Below are 15793 nucleotides of genomic sequence, written 5' to 3' on the forward strand. Positions count from 1 at the left end.
GTATGAGTAATAATTTTGGCAATTATTACATTGAAATTGACGCTGATGTCTTACCGTTCCTCAAGGGGATGGACAAGGTACAGAGCACTCTTGATGCTCTTTCGGCTGATTCGAAAAATGGCAGTAAAGCCTTCGATAATTTGAGCTCGTCCGCATCGAGTGCCGGAACCTCATTTAATGAACTTGCTGGCTACGCCCGCTCAATGGATGGCTCTCTAAAATCGCTCAATACCAACGTGAATGCGATCACCAGGGCCATGCAAAATGCCGGGACGAGTACCGCGGGTGTAGGTTCAGAATTCACCAGAGCGGAAGCAATACTTGAGAGTCTTGGCAACCAGTTGGCCGTCCTGGATGAGGCGCAGGAAAATGGCGCCCGTAGTGCTGCTGTGCTAGCGGCGCAGTTGCGTGCCGGCTCGAAAGCCACTGATGAAGAAAAGCAGAAGATTGGCGAATTGACTGGTCGGCTTTACGACATGAAGACTGGCGTCGATACCGGGGCGAAAAGTCACGGCACCTGGAAAAACAGCATTCAGCAGGCTGGTTATCAGGTGCAGGATTTTATCATTCAGGTGCAAGGTGGGCAGTCGGCTTTAGTTGCTTTTGCCCAGCAGGGATCGCAATTAGCTGGCGCATTTGGTGCGGGCGGCGCAGTTGTTGGGGCTGTGATTGCCCTTAGCTCGGTTGTCGCTGGCGCGCTGATTACGTCGCTTAATGGCGGAAAAAACGCCATGGATTCACTGAAAGATGCCGCCGAAACGATGGATAAGGTGATCACTATATCCAACCAAGGGGTGGCGGCGCTGTCTGATAAGTATGCCGTGCTGGCACGCACCAATGCTGATGTAGCAGCCATTCTTCGTAACCAGGCCCTCCTGGAGTACAACAATGCGATTGCTAAAATTCCAAAAGCAATTAGTGACGCATCCAACTCTTTCGTCACTCTGGGTGAGCGGGCAGTTGCCGCGCTGGGTGGTGCTTCTCCCAGCATTAAAAAGTTCAATGATGAGCTTGCGGCGCTTGAGGTAACCGCTGGTAACTGGGGGGATGCTATTCAGCAAGCCAACAGTAAGGGGCAACATGCCTCTGGTATTGTTAGCTCTCTGTCTGCCACTGTTGTATCTCTTTCTTCTCGGTTGAGCATTAGTCGTCAGGCGGCATTTGATTTAGCTAAACAACTTTCAGACCTGAGCAACAACCCAACGCCAGAAGCCTTACAGAAGGTCATTGTCAGCCTTCAAAGTATGAAGACCTCAACCAAAGAGGGACAGGACGCAGTTGCGGGGTTGGTTGGCACTCTTAATGATTTGTGGATTGCCGCTCTGAATGCCAAACAAAGTGTCGATAGTGTATCTAAGGCTACTGATAACCTCACGGCAGGACAGAAGAACCTAATCCAGCAATCTGAGAGAAGCCTGGCTCTATCTAAGCTTCAGGGGGAGGCTCGCGCACGGCTTCAGGCTCAGTTTGCTGCGGAAGATGCTGGATTTGCGAAAGACGATCCACACACGAAGCAAATGGAGAATGACGCCGCAGCGACATACCGTAACACCCAGGCTCAGAAGGATCTCAAGTCTCAGCAGACCGCTGGAGCGACAGCCGCGGAGTCTATCACCCAGAAGCTGGCGAATTTGAAGCAGCAGGCAGAGTTAGCCGCCAGTTCAACCCAGGAGCTTAGCCGCGAATCAGCGATGCTGCGCGCCGAACAATCCCTTGGTAAATCAGCCTCAGCCGATCAGATACAGCAGGCCAGAGCTTACGCTGCCGCCGTTTGGGATACTACGGCAGCATTGAAGGCACGCAATGCCGTACCTGAGCTTAAAGAGAACGCGGACTACACAGCCCAGAAATCGCAGCTTGAGATGATTAAGGGCGCCAAAGACGCACAGGGAAATTTGATTATCTCGCAGAAGCAATACAACCAGGCTTCGGAGCAATTAGAGCAACAGCACCAGGTTAATCTGGCGAAAATTCGAGCCGGACAGGTTGTGACACCCCAGCAGCAGGCCCAGGGGGAAGTTGACCCGGTACAGCGGCTTGCCAACCAGCACGCCCAGGAGCTGGCGCTTATCCAGCAGTTTGAAACCCAAAAAGGAGCGCTCACAGCTAACGGTCTTGCGTTGATGAACGCAGCCAATACGCAATATGAACAGGCGAGAATAGCCGCGCAGTGGGAGATCTTCCGCAATCAAAGCACAACAAATGAGTTGATGGCCTCGGCGGTTGATGGGTTCGCCAGTCAGGCGGCCAACTCGTTAACAGGCCTGATTGATGGAACACAAAGCGCTTCGGAAGCGTTCAGAAATCTGGGGAGCGCGATCGCTAATAGTGTCGTTCAGGCGTTGGTAGAGGTGGGGATCCAGTACCTGAAAAATGCCGCGATGGCGATGATAGCCGATAAGATGACATCTAACTCATCACAACAGGCCGGTGCGCAAACCGCTGCCGCGTGGGCTCCTGCCGCAGCCGCAGCCTCTATCGCTACATTCGGTGGCGCAGCTATCGCCGGTATAGCCGGCATGGTGGCAGCGTTCGCCATCGGTGCCGCTCTGGCCGGCAAACGAAAAAATGGCGGGACGGTAGGCGCTGGTGGGGCGTATCAGGTTGGCGAAGGGAATATGCCTGAACTCCTGCAGACCAAGAACGGGTTAATTATGATTCCTGGCGACCGTGGCCGGGTGTTCAGCAATAAGGACGTTACTGGCGGCGCCCAGAGCATCAAAAAGGCATCGACAGGTAGTGAGTACCTTAGCCAGAGAAGCAGCTCTGGAGCCAACAATAATGACCTTAAAGCAGGCGGAAACGGAAGCTCCTCTCCGAACATTCAGATCATTATTCAGAATAATAACGGAAGTGATGTAAGGGCGTCAGCTTCTAAGGGGCTCTCTGGTGAGGACGTGATTAACATCATTGTCAATGACGCTTATAACTCCGGCCCTGCGACACGAGCCATTGCCGCCAGAACCGGTAACAGACTTATGGCTACTGGCGATTACTAAGCAAGAGGGAAACAAAACATGGGGGATGGCGAAAGATTAGCCTACCCCATGAGAATGTGACAAAAGCTGACATTGAAAGGCGGTTACGTGACTAACGACGAAAAGCGAAAACTATACCGTGCGTGGGCTGATGATATCGGCGGCGGAACACCTTTCCCGGAGGCCTGCAGGGATATGACGTGCGGAGCGACGACGAGGAAAGGGACACCCTGCAAAATGACAGCCCTGTATGCTTCTGGCCGCTGTAAGTTACACGGAGGCATGAGCACCGGCGCAAAGACGCCAGAGGGTAAAACGCGGCAGTTAGAGGGCTTCCATCGCTGGCTGGAGAGGAAGAGGCAGGCCACCAGCAAAGATGATGGTTCGCATTGAGGTTCGCACCGAAAACGGCTTTAAAATATTGGACTGTACTGGACGGATTTAAAACGCGGGCATACTTAAACTCGCGCCAGTAGCGGGCTAAGAACAACAATGAGAATTGAGCCGTCAAAGTTTTTAGGTTCGCAGTACGCAGCACGGTACGCAGCAAAATGAAAGTTTTTCAGTGCGTACCAGACAAAGATAAGAGGTGATAAATGGGCATCAAAGGCAGGGGAATGAACAACATCCGGCGCAACATGAATGCGCTGGTGAGGGACATTACTGGGCGGCGCTTACCTCGCGCAATGACAGCCGCTTTGCATGAGGCCGGACTCGTAGCCGCAATCTATACGCCAGTTGATACCAGCACGCTGATTAACTCGCAGTTTAAAGAGGTCATCACTAACGGGACGCGCATCACTGGACGCATCGGATATTCAGCAAATTACGCAATCTATGTAGCAGATCCGAATATCCCGCAGAAATTCACCCTCCCCAGGGCCAGGAAAGAGTTTTTGCAGCATGGCGTTGCTGATGCAAAACCGCAGATGGATGCTGCTTTCCTGCGGGAGTTATCAAAGCCATGATTGCGCAGAAAACGAAACCGATATATGCACAGAAACCGCTTACCCCGTGAGTGGTTAAGAATTGTTAATGTTGCGGAACTCATATTATTTCGTATTCATTTTCGGCTTTTTTTAGCGGAGATCTGAGCCAATGAGAGAGCTGACGCGGGTTTACACTTCTGCGCTACCACGGATTAACCTCCAGTTTCTGGCAGATATGCAAAGAAAGCTGGTGGATTCGAGCCCGAAAACACAGGTTTTTTGTGATACCGAGAGCGGAAGGGTGTACTTCTCTCTGGTCTCTGGCGGCTACAGCGCGACAATCAACGGGGTAATGCGGGTTATTGGCATCACGATCACCCGGGCAGGTTATGGCTACCGGCAATGGTACATTTGCCCGCATTGTGGTGGCCGGGTTGCGAAATTATTTATTGGCCGGAAGGACGTAGGGTGTCGTAAATGCTGGAGCCTTCACTATGCCAGCCAGAGTGAAGATGAAATCGCTCGCTTACGGCGCAGTGTGTGGAAGCAGAGGCATGATCTATGGGGGGATGATTACCCACCCGCGGGCAGCCTGCTAAATAGTCCGCTCAAGTTTCCGAAGCCTGCCGGCATGAGATGGGATACCTTCGAGAAAAAGCGCTCTCGACTGCTAAAGACTGAATCAGCTTATTGGCGGTTGAAAGAACCGAGGGACGCTAAAGGGTTTGCCCGGGTGATACGCAAAGCGGAGGCGTCAATTCGGTCATTTGAACGGGCATCGAAAAAGGCTACCCCATGAGCGCACTAATATTACCCTAATGCCTACCCCATGAGCACAGCAAGACTACGGCAAGGTTAATTCTGGTTCTCTGACAGAATTAGCTAAAATCAGCCGGTTACAAGCCATGAACAGGAGCTATTCCATGTTAGACCGTCACAAGCTTGAATTAACGTTGCTCGAGATAGCCCGGCAGAACGATGAAGGAGTGGACAGCCACACTCTTTACACCATTCGCAACGGCGTGGCGCAGGTGTTGCAGGCCAAAGAGCGCCACCACTGCAGGATGAGCGCACCAGCCTACCAGTGGAAGAAGCCCGCCGCGCCGCGCAGATAAACCAGAGCTACGATTGTAGCGTTGCCGATAGCTTCTCAGCGTTGCGCCCCTGACGCTTCCAGGCGCTGTAAATGTCCTTATCCCACGCCTTGCCCGCTTTAGTCTGATAACCGGCCTCATTGAGCCTCTCAGCGATAATGCGGCCATTATCGAACCCTTCCCGGATAGTATCAGCAACAATCCCGATAACAGCCGCTTCATTGTACAGGGTCGGCGGGATCCCCTGTTTGCCACCGGCCAGCGCGGCTGCTGCTACTTCCATTCGCTCCACCAGCTCAAGCATGCGCAGCTGTGGGTTGCTTTCTGGCTGGTTCAGTTTACTGCGCAGGGCATCGAGCAGCCAAGCTGTTTTGTCACCGCCCGCCGCCGCTACAGCCTGATTGAATGCGCCATGCAATTCAGTCGGAACGCGGAATGCTACCAGATTGGATTTGCTCATTAGGGGCCGCCATATCAGTATTTTCGGTCTATACAGTATACCACTGTATAACGTTGTTATACGGATTAGGTTCCATATAACTGACGGTTTTCTCCATCCATCCTCACCTTGGGTGTGCGGCGCTGGTGGTCATAAATTTTGGAATGCTTTGGAAATTTGAGAGCTACCGACGCAGAAGGAACCGAGCTGGCGATAGTCTGGAGTTGAAATACTTACCAGGGGCATCCAAAAAAGATGCTTGTTAAATTTATACTGTTTGATACGGATTTGGATTGCGCGGCTTGGCAAACGTGCGTCTTGGCTAGCGTTGCATACTATAGTAGCGATCGAGCGTATTAAATTTTCTGGGCCCGTACATACGGGATTATTCCGCATGTAACTTATGCGTATTAAGCAAATTACCTTTATTCACCTTTACAGAATTGTGAGTGCGTCAGTATCGTTATCCTTCCGATTCGCATTTATTCAGGATTTGCATGTACCAGCTAAAGATAACCATCCGAGACAGCAAACCACCAATATGGCGGCGTGTGCTGGTTCCAGAGCAAATCCCCTTTAGTGAACTTCACGCGGTGATCCAGTTGGCTTTTGGCTGGAATGACGAACATCTGTATATGTTCGAGAAAGGTCGTAAAGGTGATCCCGGTAGCGAGTATCGCGTATGGGGTGAGGATGAAAGCATGGGTAACGCGGCAATCACGCCACTATGGGCGGCGCTCCAGAATGAGGGGGACAGGCTGGTTTACACGTATGACTTTGGCGACTGGTGGGATTGCCTCGTTGTGCTGGAGAAGCGAACACACGATACTAGTAAGCAGCCCATTGGCTGTCTGCGCGGGAAAGGCACCACCCCGGCGGAAAACTCAGGTGGTTTGCATGGATACAATGAATTGCTCTTACAGGCCAGAGATTCTGATAATCCTCAACAGGCCGAGATCCACAATTTCCTGATGCTGGATATTGAGCGCCGGGTTTACGACCTGAGCAGCATCAACGATAGATTGCAGGCTCTTAACTGACCCGCATATATTCGCCTGATATTGCGTTATCAGCGCCGCCAGTATCGCGCATAACAGCGCACTGACCGGGTAAACCGTAACGCACGACCGTTGCGTTGGTTTCACCGCCGCGCCGTACCTGCCGCGATTCATACACTGTCATTCGCTCAAGCAGTCCACCGGCAACCATGCTTTCGAGCGTGCGGCGGGTTGATTCGAGCTGGTGTCGTTTATCGAACGATCCCATGCCGTGAAGCAGGTAGGCCACGCCCGACACATCGAGTGGCGGAGCGCCGATCTCACCCGATACCAACTCGAGGTTATCCGGCTCAAAGTAACTGAGTATCTCTTTTTTGCGGCTGGTCATTCTCATGGCTGGGGGATTCCTTATTGTGGGATAGATGTATCATACAATAAGAATGGTAACGGCAAGATTGCGACGATGCTCAAGTTTGCGTGAAAGAGGGGAGCACCTTCTAAAATCATGTACACATGGGTGTACACAAACTAATTATCAAACTTTAAATTTACATATAAAACAATGTACTTATGGGTTTTATTATCTTTCACATCAAGAAAAGCAAATAAGACATAAACCCGCCGCTGGCGGGTTTTTTTATTCCCGCTGAGCGCAACATCCGTCGCGCAATCTACAAAGCGTTCCCCCATAATACTCTTATCATTTCAGCTGATTATTGTGTGCTAACGGTGGCGGGGTAACGATGCAGGCAGGGTTTATTGGGCTGGGCGCGGTGGTGGAGACGGCCTGGCTGCCGGCGTTGAAAAATCTGGCGATACCGCTAGCGGCGTGCTGGGGTTTTGATAGCAATCCTCAACGGATGCCTGAGGGCGTCAGCCGCTGCGACTCGCTGGCCGCGCTGCTGGCAAAGCCGCTGGACATCCTGTTTATTACCACCGCCTCATTGCAGCATCTTCCGGTTCTGGAAGCTGCGCTCGCTGCTGCGTGCGCCAGAAAATGCCCGTCGGGTGCTGGCGCTGGACCACTGGATGGCGCGTGACGGAGCGCTGAAGCTGGCGCTGGGCCAGCTGGATGCCCGCTGGCAGTCGGAGAGTGGGGCGCAGGGCGACCGTCCGCTGCTCTTCTCGCCGCAGGATATTGCGCGTATTGACGGTTTTCTCCAGGAGCCCAGCGGGTTTGACGAACGGGGCGACCCGGTGGCGCTGAATTTTGCGACCGGCAGGCCGGATACGCGCCAGCTGCGCCATCCCGACGGCGTGATCCTTGATATTGGAACCCATGTGCTGGCGATGCTGCGGGAAACGATCCGCTACTGCGGCGGCGACGACCGAATTCACCTTGCGGTACGGCAGGTGAAAGATCGCCTGGGCCAGGCGATTGCGCCCGGCGATACGCAAACCGCGGAAGGGGAGGCGCATCTGCAGGGGGAGCTGAGCGGAGTCCCGCTCAATATCTGGCTCAATAAGTATGCCGGCCCGGCGGGAGGGCAGAAGGGCATGCGGATAGCGCTGCGCGACGGACGGATTATCAACCTCGATCGCCGCGAGAATAGCGAAGTGGTTGAGCTCGTTGCCGGCGAGCAGGTGCTGCGCTGGCGACGGACCGGGGCGATCTACGAGCACTGCCTGGGGGAACACATTCTCGGGAAGGGCAGCCTGTTCGCGCGCGCCCCCGATGAAGTCGCCAGACTGACCCGGCGGCGCATCGACGAAGTGGCTCTGCTGCTGCAGCTTCAACAGCAGATACGCGGGCCGCACTGAAAGAGTATCGTGGTAAGCTGAGCTGACCCAAATATCGTAAGGAATGACTATGCAACCTGATTGCCCTCTCTGCCACGCACCGCTGGAGGTGCAGGCCGGCAGCGCGCGCTGCGCGCACTGCGGAAAAGAGTTTACTCTGCAGGCCCGCTGCCCGGATTGCCACCGGCCGCTGGAGGTATTAAAAGCCTGCGGGGCGATCGATTATTTTTGCCAGCACGGGCACGGGTTGATTTCGAAGAAGCGCGTAGAGTTCGCGCTGCCTGACCAGGCGTAGCTATTTTTTCTTCGCGCGCGCTTTTTTGACGGGAGTGATAGTTTTCACTTCGCTTTCGACCCAGCCGTCATTTAAGCGGGTAGTCAGCAGATCGCCCGCCTTCACCTGTTTTGTTTGCTTCAGGACGCTTCCGTCGCTGGCGGAGGTGACGCTATAGCCGCGGGCGAGGGTCGCCAGCGGGCTGACGGCTTCCAGATGGGTCACCGTATTGCCGAAACGCTCGCGCTGTTCGCTTAAGCGCGCGCGGATGCTCTCGGCGAGACGATACTCCAGCTGCTGGATATGCGACTGGCTGCGATGAATACGCGGCTGCGGATTGTGCGCGTTCAGGCGCTGCAGGGCGCGCAGCTGGCGCTGATCGGCGCGCTTCATCTGCGTATCAAGGGCCAGACGCATCCGCTGGCGCAGCCGCTCAAGCGCCGTCTGCTGACGCACTAAGCGCAGCTGCGGATGCTGCTGCTGCAGGCGGTGGAAAAGCTGGGTAAACCGGCGATGGCGGTTAGCGAGGAAATAGTCCATCGCCATTTCCAGACGCTGCTGCCCGGACTGCAGCTGGCGCAGCAGCTCCTGCTGGTTGCGGCTGACGATCTCGGCCGCCGCAGAGGGCGTAGGTGCCCGCAGGTCGGCGACAAAATCGGCAATCGTCACGTCGGTTTCATGGCCGACTGCGCTAACGACCGGAATGCGGCTGGCAAAAATCGCCCGCACCACCCGCTCATCGTTAAAGCTCCACAAATCTTCCAGCGAACCGCCGCCGCGGCCGACGATCAGCACGTCGCACTCCTGGCGCTGGTTGGCTAACGCTATGGCGCGTATGATTTGCCCCGGCGCGTCGTCACCCTGAACCGCCGTCGGATAAATGATCACCGGCAGAGAGGGATCGCGGCGTTTGAGGACCTGCAAAATATCGTGCAGCGCGGCGCCGGTTTTAGAGGTAATCACCCCCACGCAGTGGGACGGGGAGGGGAGCGCCTGCTTGTGCTGCTGGTCGAACAGACCTTCTGCCGCCAGCTGCGCTTTCAGCTGTTCGTACTTCTGCTGCAGCAGCCCTTCACCGGCGGGCTGCATGCTTTCGACGATGATCTGATAGTCGCCGCGCGGCTCATACAGCGTGATATTGGCGCGCACCAGCACCTGCTGCCCGTGCTGCGGGCGGAAGGTAACGCGGCGGTTGCTGTTGCGGAACATCGCACAGCGCACCTGGGCGTTATCGTCTTTTAAGGTGAAGTACCAGTGGCCGGAAGAGGGCTGGCTGAAATTAGAGATCTCGCCGCTGATCCAGACCTGGCCCATTTCCTGTTCCAGCAGCAGGCGAACCGTCTGGTTTAGGCGGCTGACCGTAAAAATTGCGGGGGATTGAGATGGCAACATGTGAGCAAGATCAAACTTTAAATCAGCAGGTTAATCAGTCGATAGTAACCTGCTGGGAGGCGATCGCAAGTATTATTTGCAAAAAAGGGTAGATGCAATCGGTTACGCTCTGTATAATGCCACGGCAATATTTATCCACCCTGGTCGAGATATTGCCCATGCTACGTATCGCTAAAGAAGCTCTGACGTTTGACGACGTTCTCCTCGTTCCCGCTCATTCTACCGTTCTGCCGAATACCGCCGATCTCAGCACTCAGCTGACGAAAACAATTCGTCTGAATATTCCAATGCTCTCTGCGGCCATGGATACCGTGACGGAAGCGCGTCTGGCAATTGCCCTCGCACAGGAAGGCGGCATCGGCTTTATTCATAAAAACATGTCCATTGAGCGCCAGGCGGAAGAAGTTCGCCGCGTGAAGAAGCATGAATCCGGCGTGGTTTCTGACCCGCAGACCGTACTGCCAACCACCACTCTTCGCGAAGTGAAAGAGCTGACCGCGCGCAACGGTTTTGCCGGTTATCCGGTTGTCACCGAAGATAACGAACTGGTCGGGATTATCACCGGTCGTGACGTGCGTTTCGTCACCGACATGAACCAGGCCGTTAGCGTTTATATGACGCCGAAAGAGCGCCTGGTTACCGTGCGTGAAGGCGAAAGCCGCGAAGTCGTGTTTGCTAAAATGCACGAGAAGCGCGTTGAGAAAGCGCTGGTTGTGGATGAGAGCTTCCACCTGATCGGTATGATTACCGTTAAAGATTTCCAGAAAGCGGAACGTAAACCGAACGCCTGTAAAGATGAGCACGGTCGTCTGCGCGTAGGCGCGGCGGTTGGCGCCGGTGCCGGTAACGAAGAGCGCGTTGATGCGCTGGTTGCCGCAGGCGTTGACGTTCTGCTGATCGACTCCTCCCACGGCCATTCTGAAGGCGTTCTGCAGCGTATTCGCGAAACGCGGGCAAAATATCCGAACCTGCAAATCATCGGCGGCAACGTGGCGACCGGCGCCGGCGCGCGTGCGCTGGCTGAAGCTGGCGTGAGCGCGGTGAAGGTCGGGATCGGTCCTGGCTCTATCTGTACCACGCGTATCGTCACCGGCGTAGGTGTTCCGCAGATTACCGCCGTTTCCGACGCGGTCGAAGCGCTGGAAGGCACCGGTATCCCGGTTATCGCCGATGGCGGCATCCGCTTCTCCGGCGATATCGCGAAGGCGATTGCCGCGGGCGCTGCTGCGGTAATGGTGGGCTCGATGCTGGCGGGTACCGAAGAGTCCCCGGGCGAGATTGAGCTTTACCAGGGCCGTTCATACAAATCCTATCGCGGTATGGGCTCCCTGGGCGCGATGTCCAAAGGTTCCTCCGACCGCTACTTCCAGAGCGATAACGCGGCTGACAAACTGGTACCGGAAGGTATCGAAGGCCGCGTAGCCTATAAAGGCCGCCTGAAAGAGATCATTCACCAGCAGATGGGCGGCCTGCGTTCCTGTATGGGTCTGACCGGCTGTGGTACCATCGATACCCTGCGTACCAAAGCGGAATTCGTGCGTATCAGCGGTGCAGGCATCCAGGAAAGCCACGTTCACGACGTGACGATCACCAAGGAATCCCCGAACTACCGCATGGGCTCCTGATTTTCATCGCCCGGCCATGCGCCGGGCGATTTTATTTAATTGCTACTGCTCTGGAATAAACGTCAATGACGGACAACATTCATAAACATCGCATTCTTATCCTCGACTTCGGTTCTCAGTACACTCAGCTGGTTGCGCGTCGCGTACGTGAATTAGGCGTTTACTGCGAACTGTGGGCCTGGGACGTGACTGAAGCTCAGATCCGTGAATTCAACCCAAGCGGCATCATTCTTTCCGGCGGCCCGGAAAGCACCACTGAAAATAACAGCCCGCGCGCGCCGGAATACGTTTTCGAAGCCGGCGTGCCGGTCTTTGGCGTGTGCTACGGCATGCAGACCATGGCAATGCAGCTCGGTGGCCACGTTGAGGCTTCCAGCGAGCGTGAGTTCGGCTACGCGCAGGTTGAAGTACAAACCGACAGCGCGCTGATCCGCGGCATTGAAGATTCCCTGAGCGCCGACGGCAAAGCGCTGCTCGACGTCTGGATGAGCCACGGCGATAAAGTTACCGCCATCCCGTCTGACTTCGTGACCGTTGCCAGCACCGAGACCTGCCCGTTCGCCATTATGGCTAACGAAGAAAAACGCTTCTACGGCGTGCAGTTCCACCCGGAAGTAACCCACACCCGCCAGGGCCTGCGTATGCTGGAGCGCTTCGTGCGCGATATCTGCCAGTGTGAAGCGCTGTGGACGCCGGCTAAGATTATTGATGATGCCATTGAGCGTATTCGTCAGCAGGTTGGCGACGACAAAGTGATCCTCGGCCTGTCCGGTGGCGTCGACTCTTCCGTTACCGCCATGCTGCTGCATCGCGCGATCGGCAAAAACCTGACCTGCGTGTTCGTTGATAACGGCCTGCTGCGCCTGAACGAAGCCGAGCAGGTGATGGATATGTTCGGCGACCGCTTTGGTCTGAACATTGTTCACGTTGCCGCGGAAGATCGTTTCCTCGGCGCGCTGGCCGGTGAGAACGACCCGGAAGCGAAACGTAAAATTATCGGCCGCGTATTCGTTGAGTTATTCGACGAAGAAGCGCTGAAGCTGGAAGACGTTAAGTGGCTGGCGCAGGGGACTATCTACCCTGACGTGATCGAATCGGCGGCTTCTGCTACCGGTAAAGCGCACGTTATCAAATCTCACCACAACGTCGGCGGCCTGCCGAAAGAGATGAAGATGGGCCTCGTTGAACCGCTGAAAGAGCTGTTCAAAGACGAAGTGCGTAAAATCGGCCTCGAGCTGGGCCTGCCGTACGACATGCTGTACCGTCACCCCTTCCCGGGTCCGGGCCTCGGCGTACGCGTGCTGGGCGAAGTGAAGAAAGAGTACTGCGACCTGCTGCGTCGCGCGGACGCTATCTTCATCGAAGAGCTGCATAAAGCCGACCTGTATAACAAGGTCAGCCAGGCGTTTACCGTGTTCCTGCCGGTTCGTTCCGTCGGCGTGATGGGCGATGGCCGCAAATACGACTGGGTTGTTTCCCTGCGTGCGGTAGAAACCATCGACTTTATGACCGCTCACTGGGCGCACCTGCCGTACGACTTCCTCGGCCGCGTGTCCAACCGCATCATCAACGAAGTGAACGGTATCTCCCGCGTGGTGTATGACATCAGCGGTAAGCCGCCGGCAACGATCGAGTGGGAATGATTTAGCCTCCGGCGCACCGGCGCCGAAGCCTATGCCATCCCTTTTAAGCCCGCGTAACTGCGGGCTTTTTTCATTTTGGGCTTAGCCCGCGGTTTGCGCGCGCGCGTAGCGGGCCGGGGGGATGCCGACATATCTGGCAAAGGCCACGCTGAAGCTGCTTGCCGACCCGTAACCTACTCGCACCGCTACCTGCTCGATTCCGGTCTCCCGATCCCGCAGGAGCTGCTTTGCCAGCGCCATGCGCCATGCCAGCAGATATTCCATCGGCGGCAGGCCGACGATGCGGCTGAATCTGGCAAAGAAGGCCGAGCGGGACAGGGCGGCTTTGGTGGCCAGTTCAGCAACTGTCCAGGGGTGATCGGGTTGGGTATGCATACAACGAAGCGCGGCCGCGAGACGCTCGTCGCCCAGGCCGCGTCCCAGACCGGGGGCGGACGTGGTCTCCGTCCCGGATCGCAATACCTCGATCAACAGTACCTCGAGAAGCCGCTCCAGCACGAGCTCTTTTGCCGCCCGCCGTTCACGGGTTTCCTCATCGATCAGCTGTATCAGCGTGGTGAGTCGGGGGCGATCGCGTACCACAACCACTTCCGGTAGCAGCGAGACCAGCAGCGCCGCATCCGACGCGGCGAAGCTGCAATGGCCGATGAGCATGCGCAGATCGGCAGGCCCCTCCTGGCGTCCAACGCGAAAATGCCCCTCGTTGATCCGTACGGGCAAGGTGAAGGGCATATCGTCCGGCGCATTGAGGCTGTCGTTGACCAGATCCTGCATGGCCGGGGCGAGGATAAAGTCGCCCGTATGGAGGACGAATCGTTGATGCCCGTCGAAGGTTACGCGGCAGCTGCCCTCAAGGATCACGCAATATAAGGGCTCGCCTGTCGCCTCACGATGAATTCGCCACGAGCCGGCACACTCCACCAGTTTGGAAAAACGGGCGGCAGGCTGTAGCAGCGTAACGATCTGGGCAAGAGGATCTGGAGTCATGATCGAGACTATCTCTAAAGTAATGGCGACTGTAAGCTATATTACGTCCAACTTTTGGCCACTACTATAAGAGCGTTAACCTTTAGTGGAGATGCTTATGCCTACGATATTGATTACCGGTTGTTCATCCGGCTTCGGTCTGGAAACCGCGAAGCTGTTTGTTGAAAAAGGTTGGGATGTGATTGCCACAATGAGGACGCCTCGCGAGGGGGTGTTGCCGGTTTCCGATCGGCTGCGCTTGCTTGCGCTCGATGTTACCGATCCGACAAGTATCGCGCAGGCGCTGGCAATTGCGGGCCCAATCGACGTTCTGGTCAACAACGCCGGTTTCGGGGCGCCAGCGCCGGTTGAGCTTACGGCGTCGGAAACCGTCCACGCCCTGTTTCAGACCAATACGCTTGGAACCCTGGCGATGGTGCAGGCGGTCGTGCCGCAAATGCGCCAGCGCCGGGCCGGCGTGGTCATCAATGTCACCTCTACGGTCACGCTCAAACCATTGCCGATCGTCGGGATTTATCGGGCAAGCAAGGCGGCCGTAAACGCCTTCACCGAATCGCTGGCGGTGGAAATGGCGCCCTTCGGCGTCCGCGTGCATATCGTTTTGCCCGGCCGTTCGCCGGAAACCCGCTTCGGTGATAACGCCCGCCCGCACGTGCGCGGCATGGAGGAGCCGGACTATGCCCCGATGCTGCAGCAATTTATAAAAAGCGTACAGGAAGACCCGGGTCCGGTGACCCATCCTTCCGATGTGGCAGAAGCGGTCTGGCGGGCGGCGACCGACCCCTCTGCGCCGTTACGTATTCCCGCAGGCGCCGATGCCGAGCTGTGGATGGCCGAGGCCGGCTGCCAGGCGGAATCGCGCGCTTTTCAACCATGAGGGCGGTGCCGCTTTCCTGCCGCGCTGACCCTCAGGCGAAAAGCATTCCGCTCCGGCTACGACGGATAATTTCGGCGAAATATCGATAAGCCCGCATGCTGACTATTCCGGCGGCGAGGAGGTTACCGGGATGCGGAGGGCCACGTCGCCAGCGCGTGCTCGACCAACGCGTCAAGCATCTGCCTGCTGGCCCCGGCTTTGGCCTGCACGGCCATCCCTTGAGATAGCGTCATGACGAAGGAAGCCAGGGTGGCGCAGTCCGCCGATGGCGGTAAATCGCCTTCCCGGCGCGCCCGCTCCAGGCGTTCGTTCAGCGCCTGCTGGGTTGCGCTGCGGCGGCGAATAAGCTCGCGGCGAATGGGCTCCGCATCATCGGAGCAGGCCAGCGCGCCGTTGATGCCCAGGCAGCCCGGATGGGCGGCGCTTGCCGTCTGGACGCTGGCAGACTCTCGCAGGATCCGCGCAACGACCTCGCGGGACGTCGGTTCGTTTAGCGCCTCGCGCATAAAGCCCATGTACGTGGCGTCGTAAAGATCGAGAGCCCTGAGGAAGATTTTTTCCTTGTTGCCGAATGCCGAATAGAGGCCGGGGCGGGCTACGCCGGTGGCTTGCGTGAGATCTTCAAGGGAGGCCCCTTCGTATCCTTTCTGCCAGAAAACAGAGAGCGCCGCCTCCAGCGCCTCATTTTCGTTGAACTGTCTGTGACGTCCCATTTTCATTCCCCCAATTTCAATACCGGTCAGTATAAATCGCTTGACACCTTATCGGCAAATACAATACCGTTCGATATCATATCGATCAGTATTATATTTAAGGA

At 56.2% G+C, this 15793-nt stretch carries 14 protein-coding genes and 1 pseudogene; 10 read left to right on the forward strand and 5 right to left on the reverse strand.

The features are described from left to right. Positions 1-2 precede the first annotated feature (2 nt). The 4 genes from QFI97_RS08280 to QFI97_RS08295 all read left to right on the forward strand — a co-directional run bounded on the left by QFI97_RS08280 (position 3) and on the right by QFI97_RS08295 (position 5022). Entirely contained in the window at positions 3-2999 is a 2997-nt protein-coding gene (locus QFI97_RS08280; protein WP_346430917.1) for a tail protein (tape measure), read from the forward strand. Positions 3000-3173: 174 nt separating this feature from the next. Continuing rightward, entirely contained in the window at positions 3174-3371 is a 198-nt protein-coding gene (locus QFI97_RS08285; RefSeq protein WP_269784078.1) for an HGGxSTG domain-containing protein, read from the forward strand. 203 nt (positions 3372-3574) lie between these two features. Next, positions 3575-3946: a hypothetical protein gene (locus QFI97_RS08290; protein ID WP_032743366.1), complete on the forward strand. Its 372-nt coding sequence runs from the start codon at positions 3575-3577 to the stop codon at positions 3944-3946. Between the two features lie 884 nt (positions 3947-4830). Further along, positions 4831-5022, forward strand: a complete 192-nt coding sequence (locus QFI97_RS08295; RefSeq protein ID WP_071056512.1) for a hypothetical protein — start codon at positions 4831-4833, stop codon at positions 5020-5022. A gap of 7 nt (positions 5023-5029) precedes the next feature. On the opposite strand, the gene QFI97_RS08300 is transcribed toward QFI97_RS08295, so the two are convergent. Beyond that, positions 5030-5461: a hypothetical protein gene (locus QFI97_RS08300; RefSeq protein WP_071056514.1), complete on the reverse strand. Its 432-nt coding sequence runs from the start codon at positions 5459-5461 to the stop codon at positions 5030-5032. Between the two features lie 476 nt (positions 5462-5937). Between QFI97_RS08300 and QFI97_RS08305 the strand changes: the two genes are divergently transcribed. Then, the gene (locus QFI97_RS08305) at positions 5938-6480 is read left to right on the forward strand and encodes a plasmid pRiA4b ORF-3 family protein (protein WP_071056516.1); all 543 of its coding nucleotides are present in this window, start codon (positions 5938-5940) and stop codon (positions 6478-6480) included. Here the strand turns inward: QFI97_RS08305 and QFI97_RS08310 are convergent. Beyond that, a complete protein-coding gene (locus tag QFI97_RS08310) occupies positions 6473-6832 on the reverse strand; it encodes a hypothetical protein (RefSeq protein ID WP_346430918.1) in 360 nt (119 codons plus the stop codon). The two genes, QFI97_RS08305 and QFI97_RS08310, sit on opposite strands and share 8 nt — an antisense overlap. 349 nt (positions 6833-7181) lie before the next feature. On the opposite strand from QFI97_RS08310, the pseudogene QFI97_RS08315 reads away from it, so the two are divergent. Both QFI97_RS08315 and QFI97_RS08320 read left to right on the forward strand, forming a co-directional pair. Beyond that, a pseudogene (locus tag QFI97_RS08315) lies at positions 7182-8199 on the forward strand (oxidoreductase). Between the two features lie 49 nt (positions 8200-8248). After that, positions 8249-8473 carry a zinc ribbon domain-containing protein gene (locus tag QFI97_RS08320; protein ID WP_346430919.1) on the forward strand — a complete coding sequence of 75 codons (225 nt, stop codon included), beginning with the start codon at positions 8249-8251 and terminating at the stop codon, positions 8471-8473. On the opposite strand, the gene xseA is transcribed toward QFI97_RS08320, so the two are convergent. Further along, positions 8474-9844, reverse strand: a complete 1371-nt coding sequence (xseA, locus tag QFI97_RS08325) for an exodeoxyribonuclease VII large subunit (protein ID WP_346430920.1) — start codon at positions 9842-9844, stop codon at positions 8474-8476. It lies immediately after the preceding gene. Positions 9845-10002: 158 nt separating this feature from the next. Here xseA and guaB point away from each other — a divergent pair, with 158 nt between their 5' ends. Both guaB and guaA read left to right on the forward strand, forming a co-directional pair. Beyond that, the gene (gene guaB / locus QFI97_RS08330) at positions 10003-11469 is read left to right on the forward strand and encodes an IMP dehydrogenase (RefSeq protein ID WP_095100328.1); all 1467 of its coding nucleotides are present in this window, start codon (positions 10003-10005) and stop codon (positions 11467-11469) included. Between the two features lie 65 nt (positions 11470-11534). Continuing rightward, on the forward strand, positions 11535-13112 hold the full coding sequence (gene guaA, locus QFI97_RS08335; RefSeq protein WP_095100330.1) for a glutamine-hydrolyzing GMP synthase: 1578 nt from the start codon (positions 11535-11537) through the stop codon (positions 13110-13112). Positions 13113-13193: 81 nt separating this feature from the next. On the opposite strand, the gene QFI97_RS08340 is transcribed toward guaA, so the two are convergent. Further along, complete coding sequence (locus tag QFI97_RS08340) at positions 13194-14099, reverse strand: AraC family transcriptional regulator (protein ID WP_095100332.1); 906 nt, start codon at positions 14097-14099, stop codon at positions 13194-13196. A gap of 97 nt (positions 14100-14196) precedes the next feature. Between QFI97_RS08340 and QFI97_RS08345 the strand changes: the two genes are divergently transcribed. After that, positions 14197-14976, forward strand: coding sequence for an SDR family oxidoreductase (locus QFI97_RS08345; RefSeq protein ID WP_346430921.1), 780 nt, complete (start codon positions 14197-14199; stop codon positions 14974-14976). Positions 14977-15098: 122 nt separating this feature from the next. Here QFI97_RS08345 and QFI97_RS08350 read toward each other — a convergent pair whose 3' ends face one another. Next, the gene (locus tag QFI97_RS08350; protein ID WP_346430922.1) at positions 15099-15689 is read right to left on the reverse strand and encodes a TetR/AcrR family transcriptional regulator; all 591 of its coding nucleotides are present in this window, start codon (positions 15687-15689) and stop codon (positions 15099-15101) included. Positions 15690-15793: the final 104 nt, after the last annotated feature.

The organism is Klebsiella scottii, assembly GCF_036561945.1.
Lineage (GTDB): Bacteria > Pseudomonadota > Gammaproteobacteria > Enterobacterales > Enterobacteriaceae > Klebsiella > Klebsiella scottii.

Excerpts from the sequence above, each read along its gene's own strand:
- QFI97_RS08280 (WP_346430917.1), top strand. The coding sequence starts at position 3 with ATGAGTAATAATTTTGGCAATTATTACATTGAAATTGACGCTGATGTC.
- QFI97_RS08350 (WP_346430922.1), bottom strand. The coding sequence starts at position 15,689 with ATGGGACGTCACAGACAGTTCAACGAAAATGAGGCGCTGGAGGCGGCG.
- QFI97_RS08320 (WP_346430919.1), top strand. The coding sequence starts at position 8,249 with ATGCAACCTGATTGCCCTCTCTGCCACGCACCGCTGGAGGTGCAGGCC.
- QFI97_RS08305 (WP_071056516.1), top strand. The coding sequence starts at position 5,938 with ATGTACCAGCTAAAGATAACCATCCGAGACAGCAAACCACCAATATGG.
- QFI97_RS08300 (WP_071056514.1), bottom strand. The coding sequence starts at position 5,461 with ATGAGCAAATCCAATCTGGTAGCATTCCGCGTTCCGACTGAATTGCAT.
- QFI97_RS08285 (WP_269784078.1), top strand. The coding sequence starts at position 3,174 with ATGACGTGCGGAGCGACGACGAGGAAAGGGACACCCTGCAAAATGACA.
- guaA (WP_095100330.1), top strand. The coding sequence starts at position 11,535 with ATGACGGACAACATTCATAAACATCGCATTCTTATCCTCGACTTCGGT.
- QFI97_RS08290 (WP_032743366.1), top strand. The coding sequence starts at position 3,575 with ATGGGCATCAAAGGCAGGGGAATGAACAACATCCGGCGCAACATGAAT.
- QFI97_RS08345 (WP_346430921.1), top strand. The coding sequence starts at position 14,197 with ATGCCTACGATATTGATTACCGGTTGTTCATCCGGCTTCGGTCTGGAA.
- xseA (WP_346430920.1), bottom strand. The coding sequence starts at position 9,844 with ATGTTGCCATCTCAATCCCCCGCAATTTTTACGGTCAGCCGCCTAAAC.
- QFI97_RS08310 (WP_346430918.1), bottom strand. The coding sequence starts at position 6,832 with ATGAGAATGACCAGCCGCAAAAAAGAGATACTCAGTTACTTTGAGCCG.
- guaB (WP_095100328.1), top strand. The coding sequence starts at position 10,003 with ATGCTACGTATCGCTAAAGAAGCTCTGACGTTTGACGACGTTCTCCTC.
- QFI97_RS08340 (WP_095100332.1), bottom strand. The coding sequence starts at position 14,099 with ATGACTCCAGATCCTCTTGCCCAGATCGTTACGCTGCTACAGCCTGCC.
- QFI97_RS08295 (WP_071056512.1), top strand. The coding sequence starts at position 4,831 with ATGTTAGACCGTCACAAGCTTGAATTAACGTTGCTCGAGATAGCCCGG.